The organism is Mesorhizobium sp. M7A.F.Ca.CA.001.04.2.1 (assembly GCF_003998485.1).
Classification (GTDB): domain Bacteria; phylum Pseudomonadota; class Alphaproteobacteria; order Rhizobiales; family Rhizobiaceae; genus Mesorhizobium; species Mesorhizobium ciceri.
In genome coordinates this window covers 25448-37393 of record NZ_RZQT01000062.1, presented here as the reverse complement: position 1 = coordinate 37393, position 11946 = coordinate 25448, and the positions used below count along the sequence as shown (strand labels likewise).

Genomic DNA, 11946 nt, shown 5'->3' with positions numbered 1-11946 from the left:
CAATCACACTGGCGCGCGACTTGTCCGCGCCGGGAAGAAGCTCGGCAATCCACGCGGTTCCGGTCCCCGCGCCGACGCCGATGCCAAGCCCGCTCAGGATGCGGGCGACGTCGAGCGAGACGACGTTTACGGCAAACAGGAAGACAAGCGCACTGACGATGGCGACGAGCATGGCCGCCAGGCTCGCGGGCCGGCGTCCGACAATATCGGAGACGCTGCCCAACATCAGAAGTGCCGCCAGATTGCCGACGACATACACGGCGTAGATCAGCGTCAGGGTGATTTGTGAAAAGCCGAATTGCTGCTTGTAGACGATGTAGAGCGGCGTCAGCACCGTGCTGCCGGCAAACAGCACCGCAATCATCGCGGCGACGGTGGGGATTGCGAGAGCATCGCCACCTGCCCCTTCGTGCGTATGCGCAAAATCGCGAATGGCCATGGCCAACCTCGTCACCAATTTCGGGGATCGAGGATCTAACGCGGTTTCATCCACGACGTTCCAGCCGACAGGCAGGCTCCTGACAGCACGGTGGACATTGCTTGAGCGGGATGTCCGCCGGCTGAACAGGCTCGGATCGGGGCCCGCGGCTCCGATCCGTCATCTATCGTTCAATCGGTCGGCGTTACCTGCAAGCAAAGCCGGGCGCGATCTTGCACTTGCCGGGACGCGGCCTGTGCGGCGGCCGATGGTGCGGAGGACGGTGCGGCTTGTGCCAGTGTGGCGGCCGATGCGGCGGACGCACGATGATGATTGGCGGGCGAACGATCTGGGTGCGTTCAAGATAACCGGCGCTGGCCCAGCCGCTCACGCCGCCGCCATGGATTCTACACCAGCCCGGCTGGCAGCCGGTGACATTGACTCTGAAGCCGGCGGGCAGCGTTCCCACCCTGGCGTATCCCGCTCCCGGCCCGCTGCGGACGTTGAGGTTGGTCGAGGTGTGAGCGCTGTAGGCGAAGGCCGCGGCGGACGTCCCGAACACCGCGGCCAGGATGGTCGCGGCCACAAGCAGAAAACGAAATCTCATCAGTCCCCTCCATTCGAATCCCGGCCGTTCACCTGCTCCGGCCAAGATTGCCCTGCAAGAGGAGCGGCCAAGCCAAGAAAAGTCAACAGGTGGGCGGCCGTAACCGTCCTGGCCAACGGGACTGATGCCGGATTTTCCTTGGACATGGTTGAGGAATTTCACGGTTGCCATTTATTGGCTCCTCAACATCCGCTAGCGTTTACTCTCTTTCGACAATTCATCGCGGGCAAAGGTGGGATCCATGGGCAAAGGCAGGGTCGAGGCATTCACCGATGGCGTCGTGGCTATCATCATCACCATCATGGTGCTTGAGTTGAAAGTGCCGCATGGCGAGGATTTCTCCGCCTTGGTGCCGTTGTGGCCGATCTTCTTCTGCTACGTGCTGTCCTTCATCAATGTCGGCATCTACTGGAACAATCTGCACAACATGTTCCACACCGTTCAGCGGGTCGACGGGCGCGTGCTGTGGGCGAACCTCAATCTGCTGTTCTGGCTGTCGCTGATGCCGGTGACCACAGCCTTCATGGGCGAGAACCACTTTGCGCCGGTGCCGGTAGCAGTCTATGGCACCGACCTCGCGCTATGCGCCATCGCCTACACCATACTCGCCGCAGCGCTGCATCGCCTGCACGGCAATGATACCGCCTTTGCCAAGGCGCTGGGTAATGACCGCAAGGGGAAGCTCTCGCTGGCTGTCTATATCGTGGCCGTCGTGCTGACCTTCGTCAGCCAGTGGATCGGCGTCGCGCTCTATGTGCTGGTCGCGATGATATGGCTCGTACCGGATAGGCGCTTTGCGCGGGTGATCGAAAAGTAGTTGTCTTCACACATTTTCAAGGTAGGGCGCTGCACGGCTTTCCCGAATTGCCCTACTTGCGCATCGCTTTCAGTTTTTCCGCCACCGATGCAGCGAGGTCGGCATAGAGCTCCTCCAGCCGTTCCGCGGCCTTGATGATCGAGAAATCATGGCCGAATTTTTCCAGCGCCATGCGCAGTTTCTCGACGAACTCGGCTTGTTTCTCCAGCGCGGAAAAGAGTGTCTTCACCTGCGCTTCGCTGATGTCGGCATTGGCCAGCATCTGCGGCACCTCGCGGCCCATCTGGTCGCCAATGGCGGTCTGCTCCTTCAGAATTGCAACCCAGTCCGTCAATCAGGAACCTCCGTTTGTCCCCAGGCCTAAATCTCTTTTGCGGGGACAAGGGGCAACATGCGCAGCCTCGGCCGGACTGGTCAACCCGACAAGACGAGCAGAGGCTTGCACCGGCCCGTTCCGGCGCTAAGTTCGGCGCCATCGAACAAGGAATCCATCGCCCATGATCACCGACGCCGAGATCCAGACCGCCCTGCCCGCGCTTGCTCCAGGCAATGCCGCCGTGATCACCGGCGCTGCCAGCGGCATCGGTCTGGCGGCCGCCAAGCGGCTTGCATTGCTAGGCATGAAGATCGTGCTGGCCGACATTGGCGGCGCGCGGCTTGACGACGCCTCGCGCGCCGTTTCCGCGATTGCCGGCGACGGTGCCGTGCTTGCCGTCGCCGCCGACGTTTCGAAGGCGGATGAGATGGACCGTCTCGCCGAGAGGGCGTTCGGCGCCTTCGGCGGCGTGTCGCTGCTGATGAACAATGCCGGCGTGGGCGACAACCCCGGAAAGCCGTGGGAAAACCGCGATGCCTGGAAACGGCTGCTGGACATCAATTTCTGGGGCGTTGTGCATGGCGTGGAGGCCTTCGCGCCGCGCATGCTGGCCTCGGCCAGGCCGGGTCTGATCGTCAACACCGGCTCCAAGCAAGGCATCACCACGCCGCCCGGCAATCTTGCCTACAATGTCTCCAAGGCAGGAGTGAAAACCTTCACGGAAGGCCTGGCGCACGCGTTGCGCAACGAACCCGGCGCCCATGTCGCTGCCCATCTGCTGATCCCCGGCTTCACCTTTACCGGTCTGACCGAGGGTGCGACGGAAAAACCGGCCGGCGCCTGGACCGGCGAACAGGTTGTGGATTTCATGCTGGAATCCCTGACCAGGGGAGATTTCTACATCCTGTGCCCGGACAACGAGGCGGCCCGGCCGCTGGATGAAAAGCGCATGGCCTGGGCGATCGGCGACATCATCGAGAACCGCCCCGCTTTGTCGCGCTGGCATCCGGACCACAAAGGCAGTTTCGCAGCCTTCATGAAAGGCTGATCTTCAGGCCGCTTGCTTTTTCGACCCGCGCTTCTGTGCCACGGCCTTCTTCGCCGCGATGTCGGCGATCTGTTCGTCATGCCGCTTTGCCGCACGCTCGCATTTGGCGCGGATTTCCTCGACTTCGGATTCGGTCAGATGCTCGATGCCGATGAAGTGGTTGTGGCCCTTGCCGACCCGGATCAGTTCGTCGAGCTTGGCCTGGATCGCCGCGCCGTCGCGGTTCTGAGTGTTCTGGATCAGGAAGACCATCAGGAAGGTGATGATGGTCGTGCCCGTGTTGATGACGAGTTGCCAAGTGTCCGAAAAGCCGAAGAACGGACCGCTCACCCCCCAGGCGATGATGATGAGGCAACAGACGGCGAATGTCGGCGGCAGGCCGGCTATGCGGGCGACCCAGTTGGCAACCTTGGTGAAATGCTTTTCCATTTATCGAAATCCTCGACGCTGCGGCGCGATGAGAAACAATCAGCGACCGTTTCAGGTTCCCGATGCAAACAAATACCTCAGGTACAATTAAGTACACGCATAGGGAGAATAGTCCGGAAAACACACCTTATGGGTTCAATGCCACAGTAATCCTGCAGGCAAGAGTGCCTGTTCCTTCCGCTTCACAGCGGTTTACCTCCAGCCCCTTCCGCTGCGCCACCCCCGCATGGCGGAAGGGGTTTCAGTCCGGAGAGCGCGGAGCATGGTTTCCCGAAAGCGCCGACCGGCAGAAAGACAGACGGTCGCTCCACTTTCCCGCAAATTGCTTGGCAGCGCCGGCCTAGGCCTGCTGATGGCCTGCGCGGCCGTGACCGCCAGGGCAGAACCACCAGCAGCACCGGCTGCCGAAATAGCGACCGATCCGACAATCACCGGCAGTCTCGAACGGCATTGGACCAACAACGCGCTGGACAGCGACCATGCGGTCAAGGACTGGTACACACTGTTGCGCGGTTCGCTGCAGCAGCAATGGGGCGACAACGACGCCAACGCGAAATTCAGCGCGGACTTCCAGGTAACGCATTACGACAAGACGTCGATCGAGGACGACCGCGGATTGTCGCTGTCGGCCGAGGCCTTCCGCCGGCTCGGCCCGGGTCTCGAACTGAGGGGATCGCTCAGCTATCGCGTCTCCAGCGCCGGCGACAATCTGGATATCGGCCCGCTGACGCTGGGTACGCGCGAGTTCAAGCAGGTCTTCGGCGCCCAGACACAGCTCGGCATCGACCTCGGCAACGCCACCTCGCTGATCCTCGAGGCCGCCGACAGCTACGAAAAGCTCGGCGCGACGCAGTTCCAGGAAGATCTCATCCTGCCGGCGAAGCTGCATGCCGACCGCAATCTCTTCCAGTTGGCCGCCCGGGTCACCCGGACAGTTGGCCAGCTTGCCTTCGGCGCGTCCGCGTCCGCGCTGTTCGCCAGCGTCGAGGAGATCGGCTACCCGCCGCTTTTCCTGTCGTTCAACGCCTATACGCTGCGCGCCGAGGCGGCCTACAAGGCATCCGATGGTTCGACGCTCGGCGTGGCGCTGGGTGCGCAGTTCCTGCGTGGCGCCGACGACATCTACCAGCGCTGGCGTCCGACCTGGCAAGTCACCTTCGGCAAGCCTCTGCCGCATGGCTTCGAGCTGCGCGGCACCTATTTCGGCCGCTACGAAACGTCCGAAACCGACGATCCGCTAGCTTCCTGGCTGCAGCGCGCGGAACTGGAACTGGGCATGAAGGTGCGCGAAAACCTCGGCATCGCTTCCGGCATCTTCTATGAGCTCAAGGACAATTTGCTCTACGAGAACCAGGAGCGCCGCAAAGGCGTCTATGCCGAAGCGACGTACAACGCGACCAAATCGATGGCCATTGTCGTTCGCGTCGACGTTTCCGAGACCTTCAAGACCGTGATCGACGAGCGCGAACACACGGTCGATGCATTTGTGGGCCTGCGGGCGAAGATCTAGCTGATTCCCGCGCTTTGACTGGGCAGACCCAGAAGCGGAAGCAGGAGGTGTTGAAGACCCTCCTGCCCACGACACGTGACATAGGATGCCCGTGACTTTCCTGCTTAGCGGCGGCCGCCCAGCTTGTAGCTGTTGCCGCCAAGGACATTGACGCCGATACCGCTGAGAACGCCGGTAAGGACGTTGGTCTTGTTGCCGTTCAGAATGCCCTGGACGACATTGCCGCTCAGGATGTTGTTGCCACTCAGGATGCCATTGAGCGCGGTCACCTGGCCGACACCGATGGACGGCGACACATTGATCAGGCTACCCGAGCTACCTCCCCAGCCGCCGGCATAGGCGCCGACAGTCGAGAACGAAACCATAGCAGCGGTGAGTACAAGTGCGAACTTCTTCATAACTTATCTCCATTGTTGCTAGTAGTGTTTTCTTCGACTTCTTAAGACTTACCCCCGAACCGAGTAGTGCATTTTGCCGAAAATCTTGCAACCTTGGAGTGTTTAATTTCGCGGATACAATCCGTTTTCCATTTCTTAACTTTAATATTTTACGTTAAGAAAATTGGTTACCGTCGACGTCTTGAACTGGTCAGACGGCGTCGTTTTCCCAGCGATCGAGGAACGCTTCGATCGGCATTGCCTGCATGTCGGGAACCGCTCTGGCGAGCTTTTCGACCGGCCAGTCCCACCAGGCGAGAGCTTCGATCCGCGCCGCGACATCCGGAGCGAAGCGTGGCCGGAGAGCCTTCGCCGGCACGCCGGCGACGATCGCGTAAGGCGGCACATCACGCGTCACCACTGCGTTGGCGCCAACCACCGCGCCATTGCCAATGGTGACCCCGGGCATGATCACCGCGCCGTGGCCGATCCAGACATCATGGCCGATGGTCACGGCTTTCGCCTGCCGCCGCTCGCGGAAGGCGGCATCGACGCCCAGCCAGCGAAAATACTCGTTCGGCCGGTAGCTGAGCTTGTGCTGGGTCAGCCGCTCTATGGGATGCTCCAGCGCATTGATGCGGCTGTTGGCGGCGATCGAGCAGAATTTCCCGATCGTCGTGTAGATGGCTTCGCAATGGCGTTCGAAATAGGAGAAGTCGCCGACGGTGACCTCGCGCAACACCACCCGCTCGCCGATCGAGGCATAGCGGCCGAGCTTGCACGCCTTTAATTCCGCGGTCGGATGGATGCGTGGCTCAGGGTCTTTCGGGACGAGATTTTCGGAACGGTCCATGCCGGCGGCTTTACCCCCAGGCGATTGGTCCCGCAAGCGGGGCCAATCGTCCGTCAGATCGTTTCCCAGCTAGGATTCGCCCGAGCGAACGGTCCCGCAAGGGGACCATCCGTCCGCCCGGCCAGTTCCGGGAAGGAGCTGAGCCGCCTATTGCGGCTTGCCTTTGCTCCACACCACGTTCTGGCCGTAGAGCGGCACGGTGGTGACCGACATTTTGGCCGAGCCGTTCTGCACCTGGCGCGAATGCGAGAGATAGATCAGCGTCTCGTTGGCCTTGTCGTAGATGCGGTTCACCACCTGCTTCTTCCAGATCAGGCTGATGCCTTGCTTGAACACTTCCTCGCCGCCCTCGCTCATGTCGATGTCGCCGATGGTGATCGGGCCGGTCTGGCGGCAGGAGATCGAGGAATCGGACGGATCCTCGAACCAGTTGCCCTTGTGCAGGCGATCGATGATGCCGCGATCGAAATAGGAGACATGGCAGGTCACGCCCTCCACCTTGGGGTCCTTGATCGCCTCGACGATGATGTCGTTGCCGAGCCAGTCGACGCCGACCTTGCCGACTTCATCGGCCACGGCGGCCCCGGCACCTAGGACAACGCACGCGGCCAAGGCACCGCCGATCAGTCTTCGCCCAATCAGTCCGTGCCCAATCAGTCGTTGCAAGGGACCCTCCTGCGGTTCGAGTTGCCGGTCACAGGTGGGGCGAGCAGCCCGGCTTTGCAAGCAGATAGGTCGACACCGCAGCGGTTGCGGCAACGCGGCACTTTGCCTGTGCGGGGCCGAACCGCTAAGACTGTGACACAGGCGCGGCATTGAGCCGGCGCGACGATTTCTGCAGACGGACTTTTCTGATGATGCGTTCTATCCTGGTCGGTATTCTCGTCCTGATGGCGGCCGGCATCGGCTGGCTGACCTTCGACTGGTATCGCGGCCACTATGGCGGCGAGCCATTCGGGGCCGCCTTTACTCTGGTCGACCAGAAAGGCGCGCCGATCACCGAAGCCGCCTTCCGGGGCCAGCCCAGCGTCGTCTTCTTCGGCTTCACCCATTGCCCCGAGGTCTGCCCGACCACACTGTTCGAACTGGCCGGCTGGCTGAAGACGCTCGGCGACGACGGCAAGAACCTGCACGCCTATTTCGTATCGGTCGATCCGGAGCGCGACACGCCTGAGGTGATGAACGCCTATGTCAGCAATTTCTCCGACCGCATCGTCGGCATCACGGGCGCTCCGGACAAGGTCCATGCCATGGCCAAGTCGTTCGGCATCTATTGGAAGAAGGTCGACACCGGCGACGGCGACTACACGATGGATCATACCGCCTCGGTGCTGCTGCTCAACGCCAAGGGCGATTTTGCCGGCACAATCGCCTACGGCGAAAGCGCCGATACGGCCATCGCCAAGCTGAAGCGGCTGGCGGCGAAAGGCTGATTACCATTTCATGACCCAGACGCGCCTTTACTTCACCACCGGAAAGATCGAGTCCGTCAGCATTTTCGCGGCGCTTGAGGCGGCCTTCGAGGAAGAGGGGCTGCCGATCGCCGTGCTGGAGGTCGACGAGGACAAGGACATCCACGAAGTATCGCTCTATGCCGATGGCGACATCGATGCGGTCGAGACCCGCTTGAAGGACATCCTTGCCGGCCTTTCCCTGTCGAAGCCGATCGAGCGCGAGCCCCTGCCCGACATCGACTGGGTGGCGCATTCGCTGGAAGAGCTGAAGCCGGTGCGTGCCGGACGTTTCTTCGTCCACGGCGCACATGACCGCAGGAAACGCCACAGCGGCGAACTCGCCATCGAAATCGAAGCCGGCCTCGCCTTCGGCACCGGCCATCACGGCACCACCGCCGGCTGCCTGGAAATGCTGGAAAGAGTGGTCCGGCGCGAACACCCGCGCAATGCGCTCGACCTCGGCACCGGCAGCGCGGTACTGGCGATCGCCGTCGCCAAGCTGGCGCACATTCCGGTGCTGGCCACCGACATCGATCCGGTGGCGGTGCGGGTGGCTGCCGCCAATGCGCGGCTCAACCACGTCAAGGCACTGGTGGAAACAGCAACCGCGCCCGGCTTTCACCATCCGATCTTCGGCAAGCGCGCACCCTTCGATCTGATCGTCGCCAACATATTGGCGCGGCCGCTGATGCGGCTGGCGCCGCAAATGGCCCATCATATCGCACTTGGCGGCTCGATCGTGCTGTCGGGCATCCTCGAGCGCCAGCGCGACGCGGTCATCTCGGCCTATGTCGGCCAGAATTTCCGCCATGTCAGAACCTTGCACCGCGAGGGCTGGGTGACGATCCACCTGAAGCATTAGACCGGCACCGACCGAGCCTGGACCAAATTCCCCCAGTTGTCAGTCCGGCGATGCTGTAGCAGGTTGCGCGCAGCCGGAAATCGATTCCGATTTCCGCGACCGTACGCTACGGTTGCGCGGACATGCAGGAGGCCCACCATGTTCCAGACCTTCGATTCCGCGGGCGACCCGGCCGTCGGCAAACCGCGCGTGGCGCTGCTGCGCCAATGGCTTGAAGCCAACGGGCTGGACGGCTTCATCGTCCCGCGTGCCGACGAGCATCAGGGCGAATATGTCGCCGATCGTTCGGCGCGGCTGAAATGGCTGACCGGCTTCAGCGGCTCGGCCGGCGTCGCCATCATCCTGCGCGACCGCGCCTTCGTCTTTGTCGACGGGCGCTATACGCTGCAGGTGCGCAGCGAGGTCGATCTCGACGTCTTTTCAATCGAAAGCCTGGTCGACAATCCGCCGGCTGTCTGGCTGAAAGACAATCTTGGCAAGGGCGCACGGCTCGGCTTCGATCCATGGCTGCACACGATCAGCGAGGTCAAGGCGCTGCAGGCCTCAGTCGACAAGAACGGCGCCGTACTGGTGCCGCTCGACAAGAACCCGATCGACATCATCTGGAAGGATCAGCCCGACGCGCCGGTGGCCCCGGTCGAGCTCCACCCGATCGGCTTTGCCGGCGAGCTCGCCAAGGACAAGCTGGCGCGGCTGGCGGCGGCGATCGCCAAGGACGGCGCCACCCATGCGGTGCTGACCGACCCCTCCTCCATCGCCTGGGCCTTCAACATCCGTGGCGGCGACGTGCCGCACACGCCGCTGGCGCTCGGCTTCGCCATCCTCGCCGCCGATGGGTCGCACCAGCTTTTCATGGATAAGCGCAAATTCTCGCGCCAGGTCGCCGCCTACCTCACCCAGCTGGCCGAGCCGCACGAGCCCGGCGAATTCGAGGCGGCAATCGTGGGCCTCGCCAAGTGCGGCGCGAAGATCGCGCTCGACCCGGTGCTGGCGGCCGACAGGCTTTGCATGCTGGTCGAGAAGAATGGTGGCACGGTGATTGCAGCAGCCGACCCCGCCCGCATCCCGCGCGCCACCAAGAACCAGGCCGAGATCAACGGCTCGCGCGCCGCGCATCGCCGTGATGGCGCTGCGGTGGCGAAGCTCTTGTGCTGGCTGGAGCGGCAAAAACCCGGCTCGCTCGACGAGATATCGGTCGTCACCAGGCTGGAGGAGTCGCGTCGGCGGACTGGCGAGGAAACGCAGATGCCGCTGCGCGACGTCTCCTTCGACACCATTTCGGGCGCCGGCCCGAACGGCGCCATCATGCATTACCGCGTGTCGCGCGCCACCAGCCGCAAGCTCCAGGCCGGCGAGCTGTTCCTTCTCGATTCCGGCGCGCAGTATCAGGACGGCACCACCGACATCACCCGCACCGTGCCGATCGGCCAGCCGACGCAGGAGATGCGCGAACGCTTCACCCTGGTGCTGAAAGGCATGATCGGCATTTCCACCTTGCGCTTTCCCGCCGGCACGCGCGGCTCCGAGATCGATGCCGTCGCGCGCATGGCGCTGTGGAAGCACGGCTGCGACTTCGCCCACGGCACCGGCCATGGCGTCGGCTCGTATCTGGCCGTGCATGAAGGCCCGCAGCGTATCGCCCGCACCGGCACCGAAAAGCTGCTCGAAGGCATGATGCTGTCCAACGAGCCCGGCTACTACAAGGAAGGCTCCTACGGCATCCGCATCGAGAACCTGATCCTGGTGACGCCGGCGCAAGAGATCGAGGGCGGCGACATCGCCATGCACGGCTTCGAGACGCTGACGCTGGCGCCGATCGATACCAGGCTGGTGCAGTCGGACCTTCTGACGCGTGACGAGTTGCATTGGCTGGACTCGTACCACGCGCGCGTGCTGGCCGAGATCGGCCCGATGCTCGACGGCGAAACGCTGGCCTGGCTGGAGAAGGCCACCGCGCCGCTGCCGCACGACGCGAAGATTTGATTTTTCTGAGGCGCCGAGGGCGTGTCGAGATTCAGGTCAGGACGAGCGAAAACGATGGGTTCCGTGAACCGGAGCGAAGCGTACTTTTGGGTACGTGAGCTCAGTTCTACCGCGACGCGGTAGAACGGGGAAGCGCAGGAAGCCGCCGTTTGCAGGCCGTCATCACCTGAATATCGATACGCCCTACCCGACGAACTGCCGCGCCACGATCAATACCGCCGCGCCCGCCAAAAACATCGCCATCAACCCACCGCGCAGCGAAACCACGGCGGTGACCACCAGTGCGGCCCATTCCGCCGGGCCGGCGTTCAACAGCTCGGGCGCTACCAGCGTCGTCAGCACCGCCGCCGGCACGGCATTGAGGCCGGCCTCGACGCGGGGATGGATGGTATCGAAGCGCGATATCACCAGGTGCCCGCCGATGCGCGTCAGATAGGTCGCGATTGCGCCGGCGATAATGATCCAGAAGGTCGTGCTCATGGCCGTGCCTTTACGCCGCTATGGTGGGGAGGCAGGATGACCGCCAGCAGCACACCGGCAACAGCGCCAATCGAGACATGCCAGGGCGAGCCCACGGTCTTGTAGGCGATGATGGAGGCGGCAGCGCTGGCAATGACCACCGGCAGCCACAGAGGCCGCTTGCGGAAGCCCAGCACGAGACCGAGGAAATAGATCGGCAGCAGGAAATCGATGCCCAGCGCGTGCGTGTCGGGGATCAGCTTGCCGAACAGCGCACCAAGCGCGCTTTCGACGATCCAGAACAGATAGACAGGCAAGCCAAGTCCCAGATACCAGGCAAAGCCGACCGTCTGGCCGGATTGCGCCCTCGCCTCGGCCACCGCGAATTGCGGATCGGTCAGGATGAAATAACCAAGCGCCTGCTGGATGAGGGGCCAGTGCGCGATGCGCCGGCCGATGCCGGCGGAATAGAGCACGTGGCGGAAATTGACGGCGAAGATCGACAGCACGATCAGCCACGGCGCCACATGCTGGCCGAACAGCTGGATGCCGACCATCTGGCTGGCGCCGCCATAGACCAGCGCACTCATCAGAAAGGCTTCCAGGACCGAGAAGCCATTGTCCACGGCGAGCGCGCCGAACAGCACCGCAAACGGCGCCGAGGCCACCACCACAGGCATCGACAGCCGCACGCCTTGCCAGAAATCGCTTCTGTCGCCGCTCTCGGAAATTACGTCCGTCGCCATCAACCACTCCTGATGCATGTCGCCCAAAAGGGGGATAACGACATGCACAACAACAAGGGAAGCGCGG

At 62.8% G+C, this 11946-nt stretch carries 15 protein-coding genes; 6 read left to right on the top strand and 9 right to left on the bottom strand.

What is annotated here, in order from left to right; translation table 11 throughout:
* Both EN955_RS20035 and EN955_RS20030 read right to left on the bottom strand, forming a co-directional pair.
* On the bottom strand, positions 1-439 hold a 439-nt coding region (locus tag EN955_RS20035), incomplete at its 3' end, for an MFS transporter (RefSeq protein ID WP_164769896.1).
* Between the two features lie 184 nt (positions 440-623).
* Positions 624-1025, bottom strand: a complete 402-nt coding sequence (locus tag EN955_RS20030; protein WP_013530982.1) for an SH3 domain-containing protein — start codon at positions 1023-1025, stop codon at positions 624-626.
* Positions 1026-1266: 241 nt separating this feature from the next.
* Between EN955_RS20030 and EN955_RS20025 the strand changes: the two genes are divergently transcribed.
* Positions 1267-1842: a TMEM175 family protein gene (locus tag EN955_RS20025; RefSeq protein ID WP_013530981.1), complete on the top strand. Its 576-nt coding sequence runs from the start codon at positions 1267-1269 to the stop codon at positions 1840-1842.
* Positions 1843-1894: 52 nt separating this feature from the next.
* On the opposite strand, the gene EN955_RS20020 is transcribed toward EN955_RS20025, so the two are convergent.
* Complete coding sequence (locus EN955_RS20020; protein ID WP_024501447.1) at positions 1895-2176, bottom strand: hypothetical protein; 282 nt, start codon at positions 2174-2176, stop codon at positions 1895-1897.
* A 163-nt stretch (positions 2177-2339) separates the two neighbouring features.
* On the opposite strand from EN955_RS20020, the gene EN955_RS20015 reads away from it, so the two are divergent.
* The gene (locus EN955_RS20015) at positions 2340-3206 is read left to right on the top strand and encodes an SDR family NAD(P)-dependent oxidoreductase (protein ID WP_024501448.1); all 867 of its coding nucleotides are present in this window, start codon (positions 2340-2342) and stop codon (positions 3204-3206) included.
* A gap of 3 nt (positions 3207-3209) precedes the next feature.
* Here EN955_RS20015 and EN955_RS20010 read toward each other — a convergent pair whose 3' ends face one another.
* Positions 3210-3635: a low affinity iron permease family protein gene (locus EN955_RS20010; RefSeq protein ID WP_013530978.1), complete on the bottom strand. Its 426-nt coding sequence runs from the start codon at positions 3633-3635 to the stop codon at positions 3210-3212.
* Between the two features lie 262 nt (positions 3636-3897).
* Between EN955_RS20010 and EN955_RS20005 the strand changes: the two genes are divergently transcribed.
* Positions 3898-5145: a hypothetical protein gene (locus EN955_RS20005; protein WP_032898581.1), complete on the top strand. Its 1248-nt coding sequence runs from the start codon at positions 3898-3900 to the stop codon at positions 5143-5145.
* Between the two features lie 104 nt (positions 5146-5249).
* Here the strand turns inward: EN955_RS20005 and EN955_RS20000 are convergent, their stop codons facing one another.
* The 3 genes from EN955_RS20000 to EN955_RS19990 form a co-directional block, all read right to left on the bottom strand.
* Positions 5250-5543 carry a hypothetical protein gene (locus EN955_RS20000; protein WP_024501450.1) on the bottom strand — a complete coding sequence of 98 codons (294 nt, stop codon included), beginning with the start codon at positions 5541-5543 and terminating at the stop codon, positions 5250-5252.
* Positions 5544-5733: 190 nt separating this feature from the next.
* Positions 5734-6375, bottom strand: coding sequence for a DapH/DapD/GlmU-related protein (locus tag EN955_RS19995; RefSeq protein ID WP_024501451.1), 642 nt, complete (start codon positions 6373-6375; stop codon positions 5734-5736).
* Between the two features lie 147 nt (positions 6376-6522).
* Positions 6523-7041: a CreA family protein gene (locus tag EN955_RS19990; RefSeq protein WP_024501452.1), complete on the bottom strand. Its 519-nt coding sequence runs from the start codon at positions 7039-7041 to the stop codon at positions 6523-6525.
* Between the two features lie 188 nt (positions 7042-7229).
* Between EN955_RS19990 and EN955_RS19985 the strand changes: the two genes are divergently transcribed.
* The 3 genes from EN955_RS19985 (at position 7230) to EN955_RS19975 (ending at position 10674) form a co-directional block, all read left to right on the top strand.
* The gene (locus EN955_RS19985) at positions 7230-7808 is read left to right on the top strand and encodes an SCO family protein (RefSeq protein WP_013530973.1); all 579 of its coding nucleotides are present in this window, start codon (positions 7230-7232) and stop codon (positions 7806-7808) included.
* A 10-nt stretch (positions 7809-7818) separates the two neighbouring features.
* A complete protein-coding gene (locus EN955_RS19980) occupies positions 7819-8691 on the top strand; it encodes a 50S ribosomal protein L11 methyltransferase (protein WP_024501453.1) in 873 nt (290 codons plus the stop codon).
* 138 nt (positions 8692-8829) lie between these two features.
* Entirely contained in the window at positions 8830-10674 is a 1845-nt protein-coding gene (locus EN955_RS19975; RefSeq protein WP_024501454.1) for an aminopeptidase P family protein, read from the top strand.
* Positions 10675-10857: 183 nt separating this feature from the next.
* Here EN955_RS19975 and EN955_RS19970 read toward each other — a convergent pair whose 3' ends face one another.
* Positions 10858-11154: an AzlD family protein gene (locus EN955_RS19970; RefSeq protein WP_013530970.1), complete on the bottom strand. Its 297-nt coding sequence runs from the start codon at positions 11152-11154 to the stop codon at positions 10858-10860.
* The gene (locus EN955_RS19965; RefSeq protein ID WP_024501455.1) at positions 11151-11879 is read right to left on the bottom strand and encodes an AzlC family ABC transporter permease; all 729 of its coding nucleotides are present in this window, start codon (positions 11877-11879) and stop codon (positions 11151-11153) included. The genes EN955_RS19970 and EN955_RS19965 overlap by 4 nt, the downstream gene beginning before the upstream one ends.
* Between the last annotated feature and the right edge of the window lie 67 nt (positions 11880-11946).